23 protein-coding genes and 1 other annotated feature are annotated in these 23,387 nt (G+C 36.0%); of the genes, 18 read left to right on the top strand and 5 right to left on the bottom strand.

Going from position 1 to position 23,387, the window contains the following annotated elements; all coding sequences use genetic code 11:
* Positions 1 to 2: 2 nt before the first annotated feature.
* The gene (locus CKV67_RS11445; protein WP_258378206.1) at positions 3 to 452 is read right to left on the bottom strand and encodes an HIT family protein; all 450 of its coding nucleotides are present in this window, start codon (positions 450 to 452) and stop codon (positions 3 to 5) included.
* Between the two features lie 136 nt (positions 453 to 588).
* Between CKV67_RS11445 and CKV67_RS11440 the strand changes: the two genes are divergently transcribed.
* Positions 589 to 1,341: an ABC transporter ATP-binding protein gene (locus CKV67_RS11440; protein WP_014093535.1), complete on the top strand. Its 753-nt coding sequence runs from the start codon at positions 589 to 591 to the stop codon at positions 1,339 to 1,341.
* Complete coding sequence (locus CKV67_RS11435) at positions 1,325 to 2,548, top strand: ABC transporter permease (RefSeq protein WP_025280059.1); 1,224 nt, start codon at positions 1,325 to 1,327, stop codon at positions 2,546 to 2,548. Before CKV67_RS11440 ends, CKV67_RS11435 begins: the two co-directional genes overlap by 17 nt.
* 95 nt (positions 2,549 to 2,643) lie before the next feature.
* On the opposite strand, the gene CKV67_RS11430 is transcribed toward CKV67_RS11435, so the two are convergent.
* The gene (locus CKV67_RS11430) at positions 2,644 to 3,147 is read right to left on the bottom strand and encodes an antibiotic biosynthesis monooxygenase family protein (RefSeq protein WP_014093533.1); all 504 of its coding nucleotides are present in this window, start codon (positions 3,145 to 3,147) and stop codon (positions 2,644 to 2,646) included.
* A gap of 196 nt (positions 3,148 to 3,343) precedes the next feature.
* Here CKV67_RS11430 and hemE point away from each other — a divergent pair, with 196 nt between their 5' ends.
* From hemE to gpmA, 8 genes are all read left to right on the top strand, one after another.
* Complete coding sequence (gene hemE, locus CKV67_RS11425) at positions 3,344 to 4,396, top strand: uroporphyrinogen decarboxylase (protein WP_014093532.1); 1,053 nt, start codon at positions 3,344 to 3,346, stop codon at positions 4,394 to 4,396.
* 6 nt (positions 4,397 to 4,402) lie between these two features.
* Complete coding sequence (gene hemH / locus CKV67_RS11420; protein WP_014093531.1) at positions 4,403 to 5,332, top strand: ferrochelatase; 930 nt, start codon at positions 4,403 to 4,405, stop codon at positions 5,330 to 5,332.
* Between the two features lie 155 nt (positions 5,333 to 5,487).
* Complete coding sequence (locus tag CKV67_RS11415) at positions 5,488 to 5,832, top strand: hypothetical protein (RefSeq protein WP_014093530.1); 345 nt, start codon at positions 5,488 to 5,490, stop codon at positions 5,830 to 5,832.
* A gap of 120 nt (positions 5,833 to 5,952) precedes the next feature.
* Positions 5,953 to 6,738, top strand: coding sequence for a GNAT family N-acetyltransferase (locus CKV67_RS11410; RefSeq protein WP_025280058.1), 786 nt, complete (start codon positions 5,953 to 5,955; stop codon positions 6,736 to 6,738).
* 63 nt (positions 6,739 to 6,801) lie between these two features.
* Positions 6,802 to 7,572 (top strand): Cof-type HAD-IIB family hydrolase, encoded by a 771-nt coding sequence (locus CKV67_RS11405; protein WP_025280057.1) that lies wholly within the window; start codon positions 6,802 to 6,804, stop codon positions 7,570 to 7,572.
* A gap of 112 nt (positions 7,573 to 7,684) precedes the next feature.
* Complete coding sequence (locus CKV67_RS11400) at positions 7,685 to 8,362, top strand: Bax inhibitor-1/YccA family protein (protein WP_025280056.1); 678 nt, start codon at positions 7,685 to 7,687, stop codon at positions 8,360 to 8,362.
* A gap of 148 nt (positions 8,363 to 8,510) precedes the next feature.
* Positions 8,511 to 11,111: an ATP-dependent chaperone ClpB gene (gene clpB / locus CKV67_RS11395; RefSeq protein ID WP_014093527.1), complete on the top strand. Its 2,601-nt coding sequence runs from the start codon at positions 8,511 to 8,513 to the stop codon at positions 11,109 to 11,111.
* A gap of 90 nt (positions 11,112 to 11,201) precedes the next feature.
* Complete coding sequence (gpmA, locus tag CKV67_RS11390) at positions 11,202 to 11,891, top strand: 2,3-diphosphoglycerate-dependent phosphoglycerate mutase (RefSeq protein WP_077905842.1); 690 nt, start codon at positions 11,202 to 11,204, stop codon at positions 11,889 to 11,891.
* Positions 11,892 to 11,985: 94 nt separating this feature from the next.
* Here gpmA and CKV67_RS11385 read toward each other — a convergent pair whose 3' ends face one another.
* Complete coding sequence (locus CKV67_RS11385) at positions 11,986 to 12,174, bottom strand: YjzD family protein (protein ID WP_014093525.1); 189 nt, start codon at positions 12,172 to 12,174, stop codon at positions 11,986 to 11,988.
* 320 nt (positions 12,175 to 12,494) lie between these two features.
* On the opposite strand from CKV67_RS11385, the gene CKV67_RS11380 reads away from it, so the two are divergent.
* From CKV67_RS11380 to CKV67_RS11360, 5 genes are all read left to right on the top strand, one after another.
* A complete protein-coding gene (locus CKV67_RS11380; protein WP_014093524.1) occupies positions 12,495 to 13,619 on the top strand; it encodes a GW domain-containing glycosaminoglycan-binding protein in 1,125 nt (374 codons plus the stop codon).
* 116 nt (positions 13,620 to 13,735) lie between these two features.
* Positions 13,736 to 14,674 carry a 3-oxoacyl-ACP synthase III FabH gene (fabH, locus tag CKV67_RS11375; protein WP_014093523.1) on the top strand — a complete coding sequence of 313 codons (939 nt, stop codon included), beginning with the start codon at positions 13,736 to 13,738 and terminating at the stop codon, positions 14,672 to 14,674.
* Between the two features lie 203 nt (positions 14,675 to 14,877).
* Positions 14,878 to 16,119, top strand: a complete 1,242-nt coding sequence (gene fabF / locus CKV67_RS11370; protein ID WP_025280054.1) for a beta-ketoacyl-ACP synthase II — start codon at positions 14,878 to 14,880, stop codon at positions 16,117 to 16,119.
* 118 nt (positions 16,120 to 16,237) lie between these two features.
* On the top strand, positions 16,238 to 16,690 hold the full coding sequence (locus CKV67_RS11365; RefSeq protein ID WP_014093521.1) for a MarR family winged helix-turn-helix transcriptional regulator: 453 nt from the start codon (positions 16,238 to 16,240) through the stop codon (positions 16,688 to 16,690).
* Positions 16,674 to 17,090 (top strand): organic hydroperoxide resistance protein, encoded by a 417-nt coding sequence (locus tag CKV67_RS11360; RefSeq protein WP_014093520.1) that lies wholly within the window; start codon positions 16,674 to 16,676, stop codon positions 17,088 to 17,090. The genes CKV67_RS11365 and CKV67_RS11360 overlap by 17 nt, the downstream gene beginning before the upstream one ends.
* A gap of 66 nt (positions 17,091 to 17,156) precedes the next feature.
* Here CKV67_RS11360 and trpS read toward each other — a convergent pair whose 3' ends face one another.
* Together trpS and CKV67_RS11350 are read right to left on the bottom strand one after the other, a co-directional pair.
* Positions 17,157 to 18,152, bottom strand: a complete 996-nt coding sequence (trpS, locus tag CKV67_RS11355; RefSeq protein WP_014093519.1) for a tryptophan--tRNA ligase — start codon at positions 18,150 to 18,152, stop codon at positions 17,157 to 17,159.
* 64 nt (positions 18,153 to 18,216) lie between these two features.
* Positions 18,217 to 18,444, bottom strand: a binding site (T-box leader).
* 43 nt (positions 18,445 to 18,487) lie between these two features.
* Positions 18,488 to 18,829 (bottom strand): DUF3899 domain-containing protein, encoded by a 342-nt coding sequence (locus tag CKV67_RS11350; protein WP_014093518.1) that lies wholly within the window; start codon positions 18,827 to 18,829, stop codon positions 18,488 to 18,490.
* A gap of 621 nt (positions 18,830 to 19,450) precedes the next feature.
* On the opposite strand from CKV67_RS11350, the gene CKV67_RS11345 reads away from it, so the two are divergent.
* The 3 genes from CKV67_RS11345 to opp3C all read left to right on the top strand — a co-directional run bounded on the left by CKV67_RS11345 (position 19,451) and on the right by opp3C (position 23,372).
* On the top strand, positions 19,451 to 21,130 hold the full coding sequence (locus tag CKV67_RS11345) for a peptide ABC transporter substrate-binding protein (RefSeq protein ID WP_014093517.1): 1,680 nt from the start codon (positions 19,451 to 19,453) through the stop codon (positions 21,128 to 21,130).
* A gap of 278 nt (positions 21,131 to 21,408) precedes the next feature.
* On the top strand, positions 21,409 to 22,338 hold the full coding sequence (gene opp3b / locus CKV67_RS11340; RefSeq protein WP_025280052.1) for an oligopeptide ABC transporter permease: 930 nt from the start codon (positions 21,409 to 21,411) through the stop codon (positions 22,336 to 22,338).
* Positions 22,338 to 23,372, top strand: a complete 1,035-nt coding sequence (opp3C, locus tag CKV67_RS11335; protein ID WP_014093515.1) for an oligopeptide ABC transporter permease — start codon at positions 22,338 to 22,340, stop codon at positions 23,370 to 23,372. The genes opp3b and opp3C overlap by 1 nt, the downstream gene beginning before the upstream one ends.
* Positions 23,373 to 23,387 lie beyond the last annotated feature (15 nt).

Raw genomic sequence — 23,387 nt, 5'->3', positions numbered from 1 at the left:
GTTTAGTTTACTTTTGCTGCAATCAGTTCAGCGATTTCTTGATAACGATCTTTTGTATACCACTCTGCGTTGTCCTTCCATTTTAACCCAAAGTCATCAGATTTGCTATACCTTGGAATTAAATGGATATGGCAATGGAAAACAGATTGAGAAGCTAGTTCTCCATTATTGTTTAAAATATTTAATCCTTGTATAGGTAAAGCTTCTTTTAATGCTCGAGCGATTTTGGGAACCCGACGGAATAATTCAGCGGCCGTATCATCAGGTAAATCGAATGTGTTACTAGCATGTTTCTTAGGGATTACCAGTGTATGACCCTCTGTGACTTGTCCTAAATCAAGGAAAGCATATACTTCATCATCTTCATACACTTTGGCAGAAGGAATTTCTCCGCGGATTATCTTACAAAAAATGCAATCGTCCATTAAGTGTGACCACCTTTCGCGATTTATAAAATATGTACTATTATAAATTTAACATAAAAGGGAGTTAAAAGCATGCGTAAGATAGTGAATAATAGATTATTTTGACAGGTAGAGGGATGAATATGATATTATTAACTAAACAGTACGCAAGGAGGCATGCTTAATGGCTTTATTAGAAGTAGAAAACTTAACAGGTGGATATACAAAGCGCCCAGTTTTAAAAGATATTTCATTTGCTATTGAAGAAAAACAAATTGTGGGATTAATAGGTTTAAACGGGGCAGGTAAGAGCACAACTATTAAACATATAACTGGTTTAATGCATCCTAAAAAAGGAACGATTAAAATCAATGGGCACCAGCTAGTGGAAGATACAGAAATATATCGAAAACAATTTTCGTATATTCCAGAAACACCTGTACTATATGAAGAGTTAACATTGAAAGAGCATCTAGAATTGACAGGTATGGCATACGGTTTGTCAGAAGAAGAATTGCATGAAAGAATGACACCACTCTTAAAAGAATTCCGATTAGAAAAAAAGCTTAATTGGTTTCCAGCACATTTTTCTAAAGGTATGAAGCAAAAAGTCATGATCATGTCCGCTTTTTTAATTGAGCCTAAACTATATATTATTGATGAACCTTTTGTTGGTCTTGACCCACTTGGAATCCAGTCATTACTAAATTGGATGGATGAAATGCGTGCGGAAGGTGCGAGTATTTTAATGTCGACGCATATTCTAGCTACAGCTGAGAAATATTGTGATACATTCATTATCATTCATCAAGGTGAAATTCGCGCGGAAGGAACACTGAAAGATTTACAGACTAACTTCCAAATGCCAGGAGCTTCCCTTGACGAAATATACATTCAGTTGACAAAGGAAGAGGAAGCTGATGAAGATGATATTTGACAGCAAAGCGCTTTGGAAGGAACGATTTAGTGCTTACACAACAGAAGTAATGCGCTATCTTCGTTATATGTTTAATGATCATTTGCTTTTCGTGCTGGTGATTGGACTTGGAGCTGGTATTTTCTATTATGCTGGTTGGGTTAAAACGCTAGAGCCAACTTTTCCAGTTATTCCACTAATGGTTATTCTACTTACAGCTTCGATTGCGATAAGCCCAGTAGCCACGCTTCTCCAAAAGCCAGATATTGTTTATTTAATCGTGCAAGAAAAAGCGATGGATAGCTATTTCTCCCAAGCAAAAATAGCCAGTTTCTTTATGCAACTTTATGTTTTTGTGATTGTTCTAGGAGTTTGTATGCCGATGTATGTTGAAGTAACCGGTATGCCTTATAGCCGCTTTTTTACATTGTTTATTGTACTTGCTTTGCTAAAAGCTTGGAACATTTACTTTGGGTGGGAAAGCATGAAACTCGAAGATGCTGATACGACTTGGATGTTCGTTCGGGTTATATTAAATGCTATTTTAATTTATATTTCTTTGATTGCCGCACTATACATTTCTATCCCGGTAACTATTATTGTGCTACTTGCTAGTTATTACTGGATGACGAAGAAAGTTGCAAAAGTTACGCTTAGATGGGAATACTTAGTAGATAAAGAAGAAGCTAGGATGAATCGCTTTTACCGTTTAGTGAATCTTTTTACCGATGTTCCCCATTTACGAGGGACTGTACGCAGACGAAGTTATTTAGACTTCCTTTACCAACCAATTCCTTATGCAAAAAGAAAAACGTTTGCGTATTTATTTAGTCGGACTTTTGTAAGGACAAATGAATATAGTGGTTTATATGTTAGACTAACCGTTATCGCAGTGATTCTACTTGTATTTGTGCAAGGTTTTTACTTAAATATTGTTTTTTCTTTACTATTTCTCTATTTAACTGGTTTCCAATTTATCCCAATGCTAAAACATTATGATTCGCAAATTATGCTTCGACTTTACCCAATTGATGACCGGTATCGTCACCGTAGTTTTATTCACTTTTTACGAATTTTACTACTTGCTCAGGCGTTATTATTTAGTATTATCGGGATTGCACAAAATGGAACGATTAACGGGATGATTATTTTAGGAATAAATTTAGTATTTGTGGTTATCTTTACCTTTGTTTACGCTCCAGTTCGAATGCGAAAAATGTACGAATAAAAAAAGCGATTTGGATGAGAAAGTTGTAGTGATCCCAAAAAGTTAGACCAAAAATCTAACTTTTGGAGGTCGGTTCAAGTCCAAATCGCTTTTTCCTATTTTGCATCATGGGAAAATTCAGGATAATGATAAATATCTTCATGCGAAAATCCAACTTGGGTATTGTTTTTCTTCATGATATTCATAATTTCTTTGTGTAATGGTGTTTTCTTCCAATCATGAAAGAAAACTTCCGAATCCCAAAAAGAGATTATTAAAAATTTATTTGCACTAATAGATTTTGTAAGCTTTGTACTTTGTAGTCCAGGAGTTTCTGCAAAATGAAGACTCGCGCGTTGATACATTTGTAAGAAGATAGGGATTTCTTCATCGCGAAGTTGGATGTATTCAAAAACAACGATTCCAAAGCCTTTTAAAGATCCACTGCTTTGAAGTACCCGATATTCTGCGCCTTCTTGAAAAAGTTTCTCACCAGAAGACTCTTGATATAAAAGTGATTGAGAGAAATTTTGGAGTAGTGTTACATTTTCGCCAGTGTAATTAGCCATTAATTGGCGAAGGTAGTGCTCGGTACCAGTTGTAATAAATATTTTTTTCATAGTAAGTCCTTCTTTCCATTTTAATCGAATACGATAAATGATTACACCTTAATTTTCCACGTTTTTGATAATTGAAACAGAAAATAGGCAATTTGTTTGGTTTTATACAAGATTTCTAGTATCCTTTTATCTGGAGAAGTTATTTCTTGTTCTGTTACCTATTGTGTGTAAATGAACAAAGAAGGGAAGCGACTTGATGACAAAAATAACAAACGACTTATTTTTAAAAGCAGCTCGAAAAGAGAATGTGAACCGAATTCCGGTTTGGTACATGAGACAGGCGGGCAGATCACAACCTGAATATCGTAAATTAAAAGAAAAATACTCTTTATTTGAAATTACGCATCAGCCTGAATTATGTGCTTATATAACAAAATTACCAGTAGAACAGTACGGTGTAGATGCAGCAATCTTGTATAAAGATATCATGACGCCACTTCCGGGAATGGGAGTCGATGTCGAAATTAAATCTGGTATAGGTCCAGTCATACATAACCCAATTAAAACTTACCAAGATGTGGAGCGACTTACTATTTTTAAACCTGAAATAGAAGTCCCTTATGTGCTTGATACAATTAAATTACTCGCGGATGACATGTTAGAAGTACCTTTAATTGGCTTTGCGGGAGCCCCGTTCACTTTAGCAAGTTATATGATTGAAGGAGGTCCTTCGAAAAACTATCATCAAACGAAAAGCTTTATGTACCAGGAGCCCGAAGTTTGGAAGGTGTTAATGGGAAAGCTTGGACGAATGACAGCAGATTATTTAATTGCGCAAATTAATGCAGGAGCCTCCGCTGTTCAATTATTCGATTCTTGGGTGGGAGCACTTAGCCGCGCAGATTACGTAACCTATATCCGACCAACTATCGAAAAAATAATTGTGGAAATTAAAGCTGTTCATCCTACAACACCAATTATTATGCAAGCAGTTGGTGCAAGTCATCTTCTAACGGAATGGGAAAATATGCCACTCGATGTGGTTGGAGTTGACTGGCGCGAAACGCTTACTGATGCGAGAAAAAAAGTACCAAGCAAAGCTATCCAGGGGAATCTAGATCCGTCCACTCTTCTTGCGCCAGAAAAGTGCATAGAAGAAACCGAGCGAATTTTACAAGAAGGGGTCTTAAAACCAGGATATATTTTCAATTTAGGACATGGGGTTTTTCCTGAGGTGTCACCAGAAATGCTGAAAAAATTAACAACCTACATCCATGAGAGAAGCGAAGTATTATTAAACAAAGGATGATGAGAAATGACTAAAAAAGTTGGTTTACTTGTTATGGCATACGGGACACCATACAAAGATGAAGACATTGAACGTTATTATACGGATATCCGTCATGGCCATAAACCAAGCGAAGAAATGATTGCTGATTTACGCGGGAGGTACCATGCAATTGGTGGACTATCCCCACTCGCAAAAATTACAGAAGCACAAAGCTACGGATTAGAAAAAGCACTAAATGACGCACAATCAGAAGTGGAATTTAAAGCCTACATTGGTCTGAAACATATTGAACCATTTATAGAAGATGCAGTAGAAGCGATGCACCAAGATGGAATAGAAGAAGTAATCTCCATCGTTCTAGCGCCACATTATTCTAGCTTTAGTGTAGAAGCATACAACAAACGAGCAAAAGATGCCGCAAGTAAACTAGGTGGAATGGAAATCAAATCAATTAATGATTGGTATCAAGAACCGAAATTCATCCAAATGTGGGCAGATAGAATTAATGAAACTGCTCAACAAATTCCTGCGAGTGAATTAATCGATACTATTTTAATTGTGTCCGCTCATAGCTTACCCGAAAAAATTAAACAGCATCAAGATCCATACCCAGATCAACTACAAGAAACAGCCGATTTAATTTTTGAAAAAGTCGCTGTACCTCATTACGCATTAGGGTGGCAAAGCGAAGGGAAAACAGGTGAACCTTGGCTTGGACCGGATGTACAGGACTTAACAAGAGAGCTTTATGGGAAAGAAAAATATAAACACTTTATCTATACACCAGTTGGTTTTGTCGCGGAACATTTAGAAGTGCTTTATGATAATGATTATGAATGTAAAGTGGTAACAGACGAAATTGGAGCCACCTATCATCGCCCACCAATGCCAAATGCGGATCCGGAATTTTTGGAAGTTTTAAGGACAGTTGTTTGGAATAAATACACAAATTAAGAAGATAATTGCCGGAATAGATACTATTTCGGTATTTTTTACGCAATAAAAGAAAACGCTTTCAATTTTATTACCCAAATACTATGAAGTTTTAATCTGTTTCTCATCTTTTACGGGCATAATGATATTTATAGAAGGTTAGGAGGTTAACCTAGATGAAAAACAAGGCAGAAAAACAAAGAATTGCCACTAATTTGTCACTTTATATGAAAATAAACGGATATACCAATAGAACATTTGCACTTGCGGTTGGAATCTCCCAGAATACGTTAAAAGCGTTGATGATTGGAAAAATGAGAAATGAAAGTAAATTTCAAAAATACATAATGCAAATTACAGAAAGTTTAGCATTAGAGGAAAACTTTTTTGAGCAACCCAAAGAAGCTATCACGACTGCACCGATTACTTTTCAAGACACAAATAAAATGCATCTTGGAGATGAAAAATTTAATGCAATTAGTCTGATGTTGAAAATTGGCGAAATTCATTACGAATCATAAAAAAGTTTGGGACTTGTTCCCAAACTTTTTTATATGCAGCAAGATGCGGAAGTTTAGGGCTTGACGAACCTAACTAACTCACGTAAAATGAAGACAATTTTCAAAATAGGAGTGTGACACATGATTAGAAAACTGACAGTATCGGATAATGAAAAAGTAATGGCACTTTTGAAATCAGAAGCAACCCTTAATTTGTTTATTATTGGGGATATTGAAAACTTTGGTTATGATAGTGATGTTCAAGATCTTTGGGGTGAATTTGATGCAACTGGTGAATTACATGCAGTGTTACTTAGATTCGATAAATTTTACTTACCTTATTCAAAAGATGCTAGTTTTGATGCAAAAGCTTTTTCAGAAATTATTGCCAATGATAAAAAATACGAAATCAGTGGTATTTCACGTGTCACACAAGAGCTAGAACCTTTTTTACCAGAAATTGTCAAGAAAAGACAAGATACTTATTTTTGTGAATGTGAGCATGTTAATCGTATTTCTGTTAACCAAGATGTTATTGTGCGAACCGCTGTCGCAGAAGATGTTGCGGCTATTATAGAAATGCGGAAAAATATTGATGAATTCGGTAATCGAGAAGAAAATGAAGAACTTATTATCCGTCAAATTGAACAAGGTGTAAAACGGATTTATTATATTGAACAAAATCAAGAAATTGTCGCTGTGGCAGAAACCTCTGCGGAAAATTCTTTTTCTGCAATGATTACAGGTGTTGCAACTAGCACGGGTCACAGACAAAATGGTTTTGCAAGTACGCTTCTAAAAAAATTATGTTGTGATGTTCTCGCAGAAGGAAAGAAACCTTGTTTATTTTATGATAATCCAGTAGCGGGTGAAATCTATCATCGTCTTGGTTTTGAACATACTGGTGACTTTGTCATGTACAAATAGCCTTTACTTTCTATGCGTAACATTGGTAAGATGGGTATATTATGTTAGTAGAGGATGAATAATTTGAAACCATGTGGGATTTGTTTTTTTGATATGGATGGAACACTTTTAAATAGTGAATCAAAAGTACTGGATAGCTCGCTTCATGCGCTTGATAAATTGCGAGAAAACAATATTGTTCCTGTTATTGCCACTGGACGAACACTGACAGAAATAAGTCGTCAAATGGAGATTACTGGTATCGAATCAGCAGTGATGATGAACGGACAAATGGTTATTTTTGAAGGGGAAAAAGTCTATGAAGATGTGTTAGAGGAAGCGTTATTAGAACGTTTAACAGAAGAGGCGAAATCGCAAAATGTAGAAGTTTGTTATTATAACGATAAACGAATTGGCGCATCAGCTATTACTCCAGTAGTCAAAGCGCATTATGATTTCCTTGGGGAGCCAGCGCCAATGATACGAGAAAATATGTATAAAGAAGAAACAATCAATATGGCTCTTCTATTGTTAGAGTCTGGAGATGAGTATTTTCCAGAACGCTTTAAAGAATTACAATTTGTTCGCAATACGCCATATAGCAATGATGTACTCCGAAAAGGTGGATCGAAAGCAGTTGGTATTGCAAAATTGCTTGAAGTCATGGGATATCAAGACGTTCCAACCTATGCTTTTGGTGATGGAATGAATGATTTAGAAATGTTTGGAGCAGTAAATTATTCTGTAGCAATGGAAAATGCAGTACCATTATTAAAAGAACGAGCAACTTTTATTACAAAAGACAATAATAATGATGGAATTAAACTCGGACTAGAAGAATTTGACTTAATTTAAAGAAGTGCCTTGTGCGCTTCTTTTTTTAAAATTTCAAACGTAAGACCGATATAAAAAGGATTATTTGTCTGTTATACTTGATATAGATTAATTGAAAAAAGGAGAAATGTTCATGAATGAAATAGGTCAAACATCCGAGCGCGTAAAGACAGATAAAAGAACAAATAAACAAATTATTATGCAAAAAATTCTCAACTGGTTTGTATTCTCACTATTACTTGCATCGATTGGTGCAGCAATTGGGAGCAAGTTAAGTCCAGAACTTTATTTACCTCTCGTTGTAATAGAAATAGCTCTTTTAATAACAGCTATTGTCGTACGTCGGAGTAAAACGATTAATAAAGTGGTTGGCTATCCAGTTTTGCTAGCTTTTGCCTTTGTCACAGGTTTAACACTCGGACCCACTTTGACATATTATTTTGGCGCTGGACAAGGTGCTGCGGTACTGATGGCATTTGTTACAGCATCCGTTACTTTCACTGCACTTGCATTAATTGGTGCCAAAACCAAAAAAGATTTATCCTTTTTAAGTAGTGCACTATTTGCCGCGTTAATCATCTTAGTATTATTTAGCTTTTTAGGTGTCTTCTTACCAATAGGATCAATGCTTTCAACGATTATTTCAGCTGCTGGGACATTAATTTTTTCTTTATATATTTTGTATGATTTTAACCAAATAATGAAGCGGGATACTCAGCTAGATGATGTACCAATGCTTGCACTAACGCTTTACCTCGATTTTCTTAACTTATTCACGTTTTTACTACGCCTTTTTACAGGTCGTGATTAACCGGAAAACGAAAGATCTGCCAGCCTAAAAATTGGGAGATCTTTTTCTATAAAAGAATGGTTTTTGTTAGACAAAAGGAAGTTAAAATTCTATAATAAGCTTAAGGTCAAAAAAGGTCAGACTTATCTTTTATAAGGAGGACAAACTAATGGATTTAAAAAAATTTACGCAACAAGTCCAGCAAACCATTGCGGATGCACAAAATTTAGCTATTGCATCAGAAAACCAAGAAATTGATGTAGCTCATATTTTCCAAGTGCTTTTAACAGAAAGTGACTTTACGAAGCGGGTGTATGATGTAGCAGAAGTAAATATTGATGAGCTTCACCATTCAGTAGAAGCAGCCTTAAAAAAGATCCCGGTTGTTTCGGGTAGTGGTGTGAACTATGGTCAAGCTATGAGTCAGTCACTATTCCAATTGATGCGAGATGCTGAAAAAGAGCAGAAACAACTAGAAGATGATTTTGTATCAACGGAACATCTTATTTTAGCAGTGATGGATCAAAAAACAAATCCAATTACAATAGAACTAAAAAAACAAAATAAAGCAAAAAAACAAATAAAAGAAGCAATTTTACAAATTAGAGGAGGGAAAAAAGTGACTTCTCAAAATGCAGAAGAAAACTATGAAGCTTTACTCAAATATGGTCGTGATTTAGTAGCAGAAGTTCGAAGTGGAAAGCTTGATCCTGTTATTGGTCGTGACACAGAAATTCGCAACGTCATTCGAATTTTATCTCGAAAAACAAAAAATAATCCCGTGCTCATTGGGGAACCCGGTGTTGGTAAAACCGCAATTGTTGAGGGATTAGCCCAACGAATTGTTAGAAAAGATGTACCAGAAGGACTTAAAGATAAAACGATTATTTCGCTTGATATCGGTTCGCTTATTGCTGGAGCTAAATACCGCGGCGAATTTGAAGAACGTTTAAAAGCGGTCTTACAAGAAGTGAAACAAAGTGATGGGCAAATTTTATTATTCATCGATGAAATTCATACGATTGTAGGTGCTGGGAAAACAGATGGCGCAATGGACGCTGGAAACATGTTGAAACCAATGTTAGCAAGAGGTGAACTCCATTGTATCGGAGCAACAACTTTAGATGAATACCGCGAGTACATTGAAAAAGATGCCGCACTAGAAAGACGTTTCCAGAAAGTGCTTGTTCCAGAACCAACCGTAGAAGATACTGTTTCTATTTTGCGCGGGTTGAAAGAACGCTTTGAAATTCATCATGGGGTTAATATCCATGACAATGCTTTAGTGGCAGCAGCAAGTTTATCTAATCGTTATATCGCGGATCGTTTTTTACCAGATAAAGCAATCGATTTAGTAGACGAAGCATGCGCAACTATTCGTGTCGAAATTGACTCGATGCCGAGTGAGCTGGATGAAGTAACAAGAAAGGTAATGCAACTAGAAATCGAGGAAGCCGCTCTAAAAGAAGAAAAAGACCCAGCAAGTGAGCGACGTCTAGAAATCTTGCAACGGGAACTAGCTGATTATAAAGAAGAAGCCAACAAAATGAAATCAAAATGGGAAGCGGAAAAAGGCGAAATCAGTAAAATTCGTGAAGTTCGCGAGCAAATTGATCATTTGCGTCATGAATTGGAAGAGGCGGAAAATAACTACGATTTAACTAAAGCCGCTGAATTACGCCATGGAAAAATTCCAGCAGTAGAAAAAGAGCTGTTAGCACTGGAAGCAGAAAATCGAGAAAAAACAGCGCAAGAGGACCGAATTTTACAAGAAGAAGTAACCGAAAATGAAATTGCTGAAATTGTCGGTCGCTGGACTGGAATTCCTGTAACCAAGCTAGTAGAAGGAGAACGAGAAAAACTACTAAAACTTGCAGATGTCCTTCACCAAAAAGTGATTGGCCAAGATGATGCAGTGAGACTTGTTAGCGATGCAGTTCTACGTGCACGTGCTGGAATAAAAGACCCGAAACGTCCAATTGGCTCCTTTATTTTCTTAGGACCAACTGGGGTAGGGAAAACAGAACTTGCTAAAGCACTAGCTTTTAATATGTTTGATTCAGAAGATCATATGATTCGAATTGATATGTCTGAATACATGGAGAAACATTCTGTATCTAGACTTGTCGGAGCACCTCCTGGCTATATTGGCTACGAGGAAGGCGGCCAATTAACAGAAGCAGTAAGACGCAGCCCATATTCGATTGTACTCTTAGATGAAATTGAAAAAGCACACCCAGATGTTTTCAATATTTTACTTCAAGTATTAGATGATGGTCGGATTACAGATTCGCAAGGACGTTTAATTGATTTTAAAAATACGGTTATTATTATGACATCCAATATTGGTTCTAACTTATTGCTAGAAAGAACGGAAGATGGCGAAATTTCTCCAGAGTTAGAAGAAGATGTGATGCAAATTTTACAAAGTGAATTTAAGCCAGAATTTTTAAATCGTGTCGATGATATTATTTTGTTTAAACCACTGACACTTGCTGATATTAAAGGTATTGTAGAAAAACTAGTGGAAGAACTTCAAATTCGTTTAGCAGACCAAGAAATTAGTATAAGTATTTCGGAAGCGGCAAAAGCGTTTATTGCCGAGGAAGCATATGATCCAGTCTATGGTGCTAGACCGTTGAAACGTTATATCGTACGTCACGTGGAAACACCACTTGCTAGAGAAATTGTTTCTGGAAATGTTCTCCCGCATTCATCTGTAGAAATAGATCTTTCCGAGAAGGAATTTACTTTTAAAGTGAATGAGTAACAAAAGAAAAGGTTTAACGCAGGGTTTGAAAGGGAAAACTTTGGTTGGATTAGTCGTTTTATAATAGATGAAAATGGAAGGATGAGGATGATGAAATTAGTATTAATACGTCATGGTCAAAGTGAATGGAACAAATTGAATTTATTTACTGGTTGGCACGATGTTGACTTGTCAGAAGAAGGCGTAATTGAAGCAAAAACAGCTGGAAAAAGGATTAAAGAAGCTGGCTTAGAATTTGATGTGGCTTTCACTTCCGTTTTAACAAGGGCTATTAAAACCTTGAATTTTGTTTTAGAAGAATCTGACCAAATGTGGCTTCCGGTAAATAAATTTTGGCGTTTGAACGAACGTCATTACGGAGCACTTCAAGGGCTTAATAAACAAGAAACAGCAGAAAAATATGGTGCTGACCAAGTACAAAAATGGCGTAGAAGCTATGATACCCTTCCGCCATTACTTGAAGAAAACGACGAAAGACAAGCAAAAAATGATCGCCGTTATCAATTACTTGATACTCATGCGATCCCCTCAGGTGAAAACTTGAAAGTAACTTTAGAGCGAGTGATTCCTTATTGGATGGATACAATTGCACCAGAAATTAAAGAAGGTAAGCGAGTTGTCATTGCCGCTCATGGGAATAGCTTGCGCGCCTTAGTGAAATTTTTGGAAGGAATCAGCGACGATGAAATAATGGAGCTGGAAATCCCGACCGGTGTGCCGCTTGTATATGAGTTGAATGATGATTTAAAACCAGTAAATAAATATTACTTGGATAAATAAGAAAAGAACCCCTTTCTAAGCTCAATAACTTAGAAAGGGGTTCTTTTTTTGAACGCACATAAAAGTGAGCTCTAGCTATCAGAAAGTTGGATGTTTACTTAAAGTCGTAAACTTCGCTATCTTTAGGCATTAAGAAAGTGATTAAAATAATGAAGAAGGATAGGCCTACCCCTAAAACAAGAGCTCGTGTCATATCAAAAGGTACATATAACATGGAAGAAAGAACAAATTCTGCCATTAAAGAAAGGACGAATATCCAAAATACAGTCACCACGTAACGCATCCTTACACCCCATTTCATCTATTTCATAATACATTTTAGCACATAAAACTTGATTATCCAATCAAATATCTTTTTAAAATAGGATTATCAACTTTTAGGAAGGATTAAGCTGGAAAGTGTGGAATATAAGTATTAAGAGCTTAAATGAACAACGTCATAATATTGTCAAATGTAAATAGCTGTCCATGAATCTTTTCATACAGCCATTTATCGCATTTTATGATAAAACTTTCATCAAAAAGTTAGTAAGCTCTCAGAATGAAAATGCTAGAATGTAGAAGGTTAACAGAGACAGAGCCATTTAAATTGGGGGAACTAATTTGGATAGGAAGTGCCAACTGATAATGAAAAAGAAACTCACGCAGATTTTACTAGCAAGTACGATCGTAAGTTCAACGTTATTACCTTTTGCTCATGCAGAGGCAGCCGAAGCAAGCCAAACTACAGCGAGCCAAGCAGGAATGACATTATCACAACAACAATTTATTCAAGCCATAGCAAGCGATGCACAAGGTTTACAAAAAGAAGAAAAAATATTAACAAGTGTTACATTAGCGCAAGCCATCTTAGAATCTAATTGGGGCAAAAGCGGACTATCTACATCAGGTAACAACTTGTTTGGAATTAAAGGAAGTTACGAAGGGCAATCCGTTTCAATGGGAACAAAGGAATTTAGCAATGGTGAAGCTTACCGGACACAAGCAAATTTTAGAAAATATCCGGATAAAAAAGCATCTTTAATAGATCACGCACAACTATTTGTTAATGGAGTGTCTGGAAACTCTGGGTTATACTCAGCGGTCATTGGAGAAACAGACTACAAAAAAGCAGCAAATGCGATTCAAGATGCTGGTTATGCAACAGATCCAGCATATGCAGAAAAGCTTATCTCGACGATTGAAAAATATCATTTAGATAACTATGATCATATTTACGACACAGTAACATCCACCGAGAAACAATTAGCTTATGCTGAAATAACGAATCCAGGCGAAATCATTTGGACAAAACCATACAATACGGAAGGCGCTAAAAAAGCTTCTGATGCCAAAAATTATCAAAATAAATCACTAAGAATTACAGACAAAGCTACAACTAAACAAGGAACTTGGTATAATTTACAAGATCAAGGTAAACAAATTGGTTGGATAAATAGTAAAGCGGTAAAAGTTTTTTATACACCCAATAATGAAACTAATGTGAAACTAGATAAATATATCACAGATTCGGAACAAAAAATTTATGCGTATCCAGTAGAAGATAATTCTAAAGTAGTTTCTGCATTAAACGATTATAAAGGAAAAGAATTAGATATTGACCGACGTGCAGATGTGAAAAATGAATACTGGTATCGTGTAAAGACTAATGACGGAAAGATTATTGGTTGGTCAAAAGCAAGCGGATTTGCAGAAAACAACCCAGAAAAATTAATGGAAACAAAATAAAAGTAGCAATCCAATTGCGTAATGAAGAGTTCTCTGTTAAAATTAGGACCAGGTCATAAAAATATCCAGGAGAGATTAACGTTTATCCTGATGTAGTTTGATATGGAGGAGAACACATGAACGCAGGAATTTTAGGAGTAGGTAAATACGTACCTGAACGAATATTAACAAACTTTGATTTAGAAAAAATGATGGAAACTTCTGATGAGTGGATACGTACTCGTACTGGAATTGAAGAAAGAAGAATTGCTCGTGATGATGAATATACACATGATTTAGCATATGAAGCTGCAAAAGTAGCAATCAAGAATGCTGGATTAACACCAGATGATATTGATTTATTTATCGTAGCAACAGTAACTCAAGAAGCAACTTTCCCGTCAGTCGCTAATATTATTCAAGACCGTTTAGGTGCAAAAAACGCAGCTGGTATGGATGTGGAAGCAGCTTGTGCTGGATTTACTTTTGGTGTTGTGACAGCAGCACAATTTATTAAGACAGGGGCATACAAAAATATCGTTGTAGTTGGTGCAGATAAATTATCTAAAATCACTAACTGGGATGATCGTGCAACTGCTGTTCTGTTTGGTGATGGAGCTGGCGCAATAGTTATGGGGCCGGTATCTGATAATCGTGGTTTACTATCTTTTGACTTAGGTTCTGATGGTTCAGGTGGTAAATACTTAAATCTAGACGAAAATAAAAAAATTTACATGAATGGACGCGAAGTATTCCGCTTTGCTGTTCGTCAAATGGGTGAAGCATCTTTACGCGTTCTTGAGAGTGCTGGACTTGAAAAAGAAGATTTAGATTTGTTAATTCCACATCAAGCTAACATTCGCATTATGGAAGCTTCTCGTGAACGTTTAAATTTACCAGAAGAAAAACTAATGAAGACAGTTCATAAATACGGCAATACCTCTTCATCCTCTATTGCACTTGCGCTAGTAGATGCCGTAGAAGAGGGACGTATTAAAGATGATGATAATGTGTTGCTTGTTGGTTTTGGCGGCGGTTTAACGTGGGGTGCTTTAATTATTCGTTGGGGTAAATAAGTCGCCAATTAAAAAAGTAAAGTTGCCCTAGCGATTCTTTTAGTTAGGGCAACTTTACTTTATTTATGTTATAATGGAGCAGGCTTTTGGTTTATTTGTTTGTGCACTATTTTTATTTTAAGTAAAGCCTTAATTTTATACTAGCTGCTGTCGATTAGACAGAAGTTGTTTTTTATGAATCGCAAAAATGAGGAGATGAGTAAATGGATAGAAGAAGAGTGGTTGTTACTGGTATTGGAGCTGTTACACCAATTGGGAATGATGCGGAAACTTCTTGGGAAAACGCAAAAAAAGGTGTTAATGGTGTTTCAGAAATGACAAGACTTAATCCGGATGACTTTCCGGTTAAAATTGCAGCAGAATTGAAAGATTTTGATGTTGAAAAATATTTAGAGAAAAAAGAAGCTCGTAAAATGGACCGTTTTACCCATTACGCAATTGCGAGTGCTGAAATGGCTGTACAAGATTCTGGACTAATTATCGATGATTCTAATGCTACACGTGTTGGTGTTTGGATTGGTTCAGGAATCGGCGGTATGGAAACATTCGAAACACAATATGAAGTGTTTTTAAATCGTGGACATCGTCGTGTTAGCCCGTTTTTCGTGCCAATGATGATTCCAGACATGGCTTCGGGCCAAGTTTCCATCCGTTTTGGTGCAAAAGGAATTAACTCAACTACAGTTACTGCATGTGCTACAGCTACAAACTCTATCGGTGATGCTTTCAAAGTAATCGAACGTGGCGATGCTGATGCAATGATTACTGGCGGAGCAGAAGCGCCAATCACAAAAATGTCTTTAGCAGGATTTACTGCTAACAAGGCTTTATCTTTAAATCCAGATCCAGAAACTGCTTGTCGTCCATTTGATAAAGACCGTGATGGTTTTATTATTGGCGAAGGTGCTGGGATTGTCATTTTAGAAGAATACGAACATGCAAAAGCTCGTGGCGCTAAAATTTATGCAGAAGTTGTTGGCTACGGTGCAACAGGAGATGCATATCACATTACAGCTCCAGCTCCAGGTGGTGAAGGAGCGGCTCGTGCTATGAAAATGGCTATTGATGATGCAGGTCTTACACCCGATAAAGTGGATTACATCAATGCTCACGGAACTAGTACTCCATATAATGATGAATATGAAACACAAGCAATTAAAACCGTATTTGGTGAGTCTGCTAAAAAATTAGCTATTAGTTCTACTAAATCAATGACTGGTCATACTTTAGGTGCGTCTGGTGGTATTGAAGCTATTTTTACAGTGTTGAGTATTCGTGATAATATTATTGTGCCAACAATTCACTTAAAAAACCAAGATGAAGTTTGTGACTTGGATTATGTTCCAAACGAAGCACGTGAAAAAGAAGTGGATGTAGCAATATCCAATTCTTTTGGCTTTGGCGGTCATAATGCGACATTGGTATTTAAAAGAGTAAAAGAATAAAAAAGTTTAAGCCTTACTTCCATATTGGAGGTAGGGCTTTTTTTGAGCAAAAAAATAGCTATCCGTTAAAAAGTGGTGTAATATTAAATTGCACACAACTTAAAAGGAGGAAAACATAGTGGACACGAACAAGCGCATATTAGAAGAACAGCTTTGTTTTTCTGTTTACAATGCATCCAAACAATTTACAAGGCTATATCGTGAAGCATTGGAACCTTTTCAACTGACCTACCCACAGTATATTAGTTTACTAGTTTTATGGGAAGGGAAAGAACTAATGGTATCTGAACTTGGGAATAGATTGGCTTTGGACAGTGGCACCCTTACGCCAATGTTAAAGCGGATGGAGCATTTAGGATATGTCACACGGACCCGTCATCCGGAAGACGAACGCCGCGTGTATATCAAACCAACAGAAAAAGCATTAAAAATCCAACCTGCTGTGCTAGAAAGCGTGGACAGATGCCTTCAACTACTAGGTACCGACGAAAAGGAATACACACAATTACTTACAAAAATTCAAGCACTAACTAATCAATTAGGAGGAATAGAAAATGAAAAAACTGTATGAAACAACAGTTATTAATACTGGTGGAAGAAGCGGAGAAGTACATTCACCTGACAACGTATTTTATTTTGACATTGCAGCACCCAAAGAACTAGGTGGAGACGGCGGAGGTGGAACCAATCCAGAACAATTATTTGCGGCTGGATATGGTGCTTGTTTCAATAGTGCCCTAGAATTAGTACTTGGAAAAGCCGGGATTGACGCAAAAAGCACAGTAACAGCGACTGTAAGCTTATACAGTGACCCAGAAGATAATGGTTTTAAAATTGGTGTCTTATTAGAAGGAACAATTGAAGGCTTAGACGAAGAAAAAACAGAAGCATTACTGAAAAAAGCACATGAAGTTTGTCCATATTCGAAAGCAACACGTGGTAACATTGATGTGGAAATTAAAGTTGGTTAATTTACTGATATAGTTATAGAAAAAACCGTCTGAATAATACAATTCAAACGGGTTTTTCGCAATTATTTATTTTCTGCGTTTCCGACCAAGTCCAACTCCATTTTCCATTTTTTTCAATGTTTTATTAGCTACGCGTGCTGCTTTTTCTGCACCTGCATCTAAAATGTCATCTAATTCATCTGATTCTAAGTAAGCATGGTATCTTTCTTGAATTGGGCTAAGTTCAGCAACGACAATTTCTGCCAAGTCAGTTTTAAAGTCGCCATAACCCTTACCTGTATATTTCTCTTCTATATTAGCTATCGTTTCGCCAGTAATAACGGAATAAATGGTTAGTAGATTCGAAATACCAGGTTTTTCTTCTTTGTTATACTCAATAATTCCGCTAGAGTCAGTAACAGCACTCTTGATTTTTTTTGTAATTGTTGCTGGTGGATCAAGTAAAAAGATAGCATTTTTCAAATTAGCATCGGATTTACTCATTTTCTTTGTTGGATCTTGAAGGGACATTACTCGTGCGCCTTGTTTCGGGATAAATACTTCTGGCATCGTAAAAATATCTGCGTGTTTTTTGTTAAATCGATCTGCTAAATCTCGTGTTAATTCGATATGTTGTTTTTGATCTTCACCAACAGGAACTAAATTAGTTTGATAAAGCAAAATATCGGCCGCCATTAACGGTGGATAAGTCAGAAGTCCTGCACTAACACCAGCTTTGCCATCAGACTTATCTTTGAATTGTGTCATTCGTTCTAATTCACCAATATAAACATTACATTGTAAAATCCAAGCAGCCTGTGCATGTGCAGCAACTTCAGATTGAATAAATAAGGTTGCTTTCTCAGGGTCAAGTCCAACAGCTAAATAAAGTGCTGCAAGATTTCTAGTCTGTTGTCGCAATTTTAGTCTGTCTTGAGGAACCGTAATTGCGTGTTCATCCACGATACAATAAAAACAATCATACTCATCTTGAAATTGTCCAAACTGTTTTAATGCTCCAATGTAATTTCCTAAAGTTAATTGTCCACTAGGTTGAATTCCGGAAAATATTACTTTTTTCATGTGTGTTCCTCCAATTTATTTACTGATTGCGAAAATAAAAAACCGTCCATCCCAACAAATGAATGTTAGGGACGAACGGTTATCCGCGGTGCCACCCTAAGTACCAAAAAGGCTCTTAGTAATAGAAAATCTCTATTAAAGAAGATAACGGTCTTTAGCCGCTGCCTGCTACTTCATTTCGCAAACAGTCCTCAGAAGTCCATTCGATTTTGCGCTTTATCTGTTTTCACCAACCACAGACTCTCTATTTAAAAGCTACAAAATGTACTACTCTTCCTATTAACGCATCAGTTATATTACTATACATTTTATCAGTTTATAAAACGGCTTGTCAATCATAAAAATAAAGATAAAATACTGGAAAGCATTACTAGAAGCGCGCTGATTAAAATACCAGCATATTGAAGCCCGACCAGTTCTGACAGCATCATATCAGAAAACTCACTTTCTTCTTCGCGTTTGATTTTCCGAGATATATTCCTAAATCCATTATGAACCCGGTCCAGAAAACCACTTCTCATTATATAAACAAATAATCCAATGAGCAATGTAATTAGTGATACAAGGAAAGAAATATCTATATAATTGGTTAAACTAACTCCATTTTTACCAAAAAGCAGGATTCCAAATATAATTACTTCTTGAATAAGTGTGTAAATCATAATTCGTAAAAACATTTTCTCACCTCTAATTAAAATTCATAATTCACTCTATCACAATTTGTCGAGAAAGACTACACGATAGAAGAAAGCTATCACGCAATGTGAGAAATTTAATCGTTATATGGAAAATAGGCTTTCAACTGTCTTTACATATTATTAACAGAAGAATCCCATTATATCAACGTTTTTGGAATTTATTACAAAATTTAATTAAATTTTTGATATTTTTATCTAGACAACAGCTCCAAAAAAGTATATAAATATAATAATCCTTTAAATTTTAAAGGGGTTCGATATTTTTTCTTATACAAAAAAGATAACTTCTTCAGTTCAGACATAATTGGCTAAGTTATTCATGAATTTATCCACCTAAATGGATATTTTTCTGAAAACTTAATAAAAAGGTTTAGCAAAGTATACATAATTAAATCAAGTTATTGCAAAATGAAGGATAGCGTAACAATCTCTGTTCAGATTTTTCACGCAATTTCAATTTTGCCATAATATTTTAATAACTTGTATCTTTCATCCTTGTTTTCATTTATCTTGTAAAAATAATTTACAAAGCCAGAATTCTTAGAGTATAATAGGTATCGAAACAATTTTTCAGAAAAATAAAAAAGGGAGGTCTACTTAGTGAAAAAATCTAAATTATTTCTTACACTTGGATTAACACTATTACTAAGCTTAGTCTTGGTAGCATGCGGAGGCGGATCTGATTCCAAATCTAACGACAAAAAAGGCTCAGACTCAGGTAAAGCTTCAGGAGAACAAGTACTTAACTTAACAGAAAGTGCATTAATTCCTTCTGCAGACAGCACAAAAGCGGATGACCAAGTTGGTTTAAACGTAGTTAACCAAACAAACGAAGGTCTTTATGCGCTTGACAAAGACGGTATTCCTGCCATTGCAGGTGCTGCTGAAGAGCCAAAAGTAAGTGACGATAAAACAGTTTATACTATTAAACTTCGTGAAGATGCAAAATGGTCAAACGGAGATCCTGTAACTGCAAATGACTATGTTTACTCATGGCGTCGTGCGGTTGACCCTAATACCGCTGCAACATATTCTTACCTATTTGCTGCAATCAAAAATGGTGAAGACATTGTAGCTGGTAAGAAAAAACCTGAAGAATTAGGAATTAAAGCAGTAGATGACTATACTCTAGAAGTTACTCTAGCAAAACCAACTGCTTACATTAATTCATTATTTGCATTCCCAACTTTCTTCCCACTTAACGAAAAATTCGTTACGGAAAAAGGCGAAAAATATGCACAAAATAGTGATAACATGTTATTCAATGGACCTTTCGAGTTGAAAGACTGGACTGGAACAAACAAAAAATGGACTTATGTAAAAAATGATAGCTACTGGGATAAAGACAAAGTGAAGTTGAAACAAATCAACGTACAAGTTGTTCAAGATTCCGGTACTGGACTTAACCTATACAACACTGACAAAGTTGACCGTACAGTATTAAGTGCTGATTATGCGGCTCAAAATAAAAACAATAAAGATTATGTAACAGTAAATGATTCTTCTACTTTCTACATTAAATTTAACCAAAAACGTGCTGGTAAAGATACAGTATTTGCTAACAAAAACATCCGTAAAGCATTAGCACTTGCGATTGACAAACAATCATACACTGATACAGTTCTTAAAAACGGATCAAAACCTGCAAATAACCTTGTACCAGAAGGATTTACTTTTGACCCAGGTAACAAAGAAGATTATACAAAAGAATCCGGCCCACATTTGGAATATGATGTAAAAGAAGCACAAAAAGCATGGAAAGCTGGCTTGAAAGAACTTGGAGTTTCCGAAATTACAGTTGAATTCACTAGTGATGATACTGAAAATGCGAGAAAATCTTCTGAATTCATTCAAGATCAACTACAAAAGAATTTAGATGGTCTTACAGTTAAACTGAAAAACGTACCATTTAAAGTTCGTTTACAAAATGACCAAAACCAAGATTACGACTTCTCAATGAGCGGCTGGGGTCCTGACTATCAAGATCCATCCACTTTCCTTGATCTATTCGTAACTGGTGGTGCACAAAATAGAATGAGTTATTCTAACAAAGACTACGACAAGATTTTAAATGATGCTTCTGTAACTTATGCAGCAGACGATCAAAAACGTTGGGATGAAATGGTTAAAGCAGAACAAATCCTACTTACGGATGATGTAGCAATTCAACCACTTTATCAACGTTCTACTGCATACCTACAAAAAGACTACATTAAAAACTTGCAAAAAAATCCATTTGGTCCTGATTACACTTATAAAGAAACATACTTGACTAAATAAAATATTAGTCTTTAAGAAAATGCTTAGCGGAAAGAGAGAGTATATTTCGATATGCTCTCTCCTTTTGCTGATGATTTTCATGTGTTATAATAAAAAATTAAAGTATCCTTTTCTAGATTATCTAGAACCTTACATTCGAAAAATGAAGTTTTTTTCCTAACTGCTTTGCGATGTTGCAATAAAAGTTTAGAAATGAAGAAAAAGGCTCACTAAACTTGCGAATTTGGTTAGGAATAACTTTTTTATATATTAATTAATACTGGGAGGTGTAGAGATAGATGGTTAAATATACGTTAAAAAGGGTATTATACATGCTTATAACGTTATTCATCATTGCTTCAGTTACATTTGTTCTAATGAAATTCTTACCTGGTACGCCTTACCGTAATCAGGAGAAACTATCTGATGAACAAATTCATATGATGAATGAAAAATATGGACTAAATGATTCCATTCCAGTCCAATACTTTAATTATATGACAGGTTTGGTAAAAGGAGATTTAGGCGTTTCCTTCCAACTTGATAATAGACCAGTGTCTGAAATTTTAGGTGCACTGATTGGCCCATCTGTCCAATTAGCACTAGAGGCAATGGTTTTTGGTGTTATATTTGGTATCCTATTAGGGGTAGTAGCGGCCATGTATCAGAATAGGTGGCCGGATTATACGAGTACGTTTATAGCGATATTAGGGAAGTCTGTTCCTTCCTTTGTTTTCGCAACAGTTTTACAATATGTTTTTGCTGCAAAACTGCAATGGTTTCCAGTAGCAGGGTGGGGGACGTTTGCTGACACTATTCTACCGGCATTTGCACTTGCCATGTTCCCACTTGCCACAGCTGCTCGTTTTATGAGAACAGAACTAATTGATGTCTTTGCATCTGATTATGTTTTACTAGCGAAAGCAAAAGGAAATAGCAGAACTGAAGTAGCAGTAAAGCATGCGATTCGTAATGCACTTATTCCTTTAATTACCGTTTTAGGGCCATTGTCTGTAGCACTAATGACTGGTTCCCTTGTTATTGAGAATATTTACAGTATTCCAGGTATTGGTAGTCAATTTGTTTCTTCTATTCAAATGAATGATTATCCAGTAATCATGGGCACTACGCTTTTATTTGCTGTTATGTTAGTATTTATTATCTTAGTAGTGGATATTCTTTACGGATTGATTGATCCTCGAATCCGTGTGTCTGGAGGTAGAAAATAATGGCAGAACATAAAATTGCAAAAGAAAGATTCCAACCAGCACACATTCTGGATGCTGAAGCAGAGAAAATTAATCGCCCAAGTTTAACTTTTATGCAAGATTCTTGGCTTCGAATTCGTAAAAATAGAGCAGCATTAGTATCTCTTATTGTTTTGGCACTTGTTATAATCATGGCAATTGTTGGACCTTATATGTCACAAAATCTTGGCCCAGATCATGATATTAATAGACAAATCACTGAAAATGCTAGTTTGCCACCAAAAGTACAAGGCTTTGAAAATATGCCGTTTTGGAATGGCCATCAGTCTATTGGTGGGGAAGATGTAGATATTTATAAACAAAATAATATTAAAGAAGGTACTTACTACTGGTTAGGTAGTGACACGCTTGGACGTGATCAATTTGCTCGTATTTGGGCAGGTACTCGTGTATCTCTTATTATTGCTGTTGTTGCAGCACTATGTGACCTTATAATCGGGGTTGCTTATGGTTTGATTTCTGGTTATGTTGGGGGACGAGTAGATAACTTCATGCAACGTATATTAGAAGTTATTGGCGCTATTCCAAACTTAGTAGTAGTTATTTTAATGATGTTAGTTCTTGAACCAGGGATTGCATCAATAATCATTGCAATTGCGATGACTAGTTGGATAACAATGGCTAGGGTCGTCAGGGGACAAGTCTTAAAGCTCAAAAACCAAGAATTTGTTATGGCTTCCATGACCCTTGGTGAATCTACACCAAAAATTCTTATAAAACATTTAATACCGAATATTTCTGGGATTATTATTATTAACATTATGTTTAGTATTCCTAGCGCGATTTTCTTTGAAGCCTTTTTAAGCTTTATTGGATTAGGTCTTCCAGCTCCAGCCGCATCTCTAGGGGTCTTGGTCAATGATGGATATAAAACGTTACAAGTATTGCCGTATATGATACTTTATCCATGTATCGTATTATGTATTATCATGATTGCATTTAATCTGATTGCAGACGGCTTACGCGATGCCTTTGATCCTAAAATGCGCGATTAAAAGAGAGGTGAGGAA

It is taken from the genome of Listeria ivanovii subsp. ivanovii (assembly GCF_900187025.1).
Classification (GTDB): Bacteria; Bacillota; Bacilli; order Lactobacillales; family Listeriaceae; genus Listeria; species Listeria ivanovii.
Note: the sequence above shows the minus strand (reverse complement) of the source record. Positions and strands in the feature narration are given on the sequence as shown.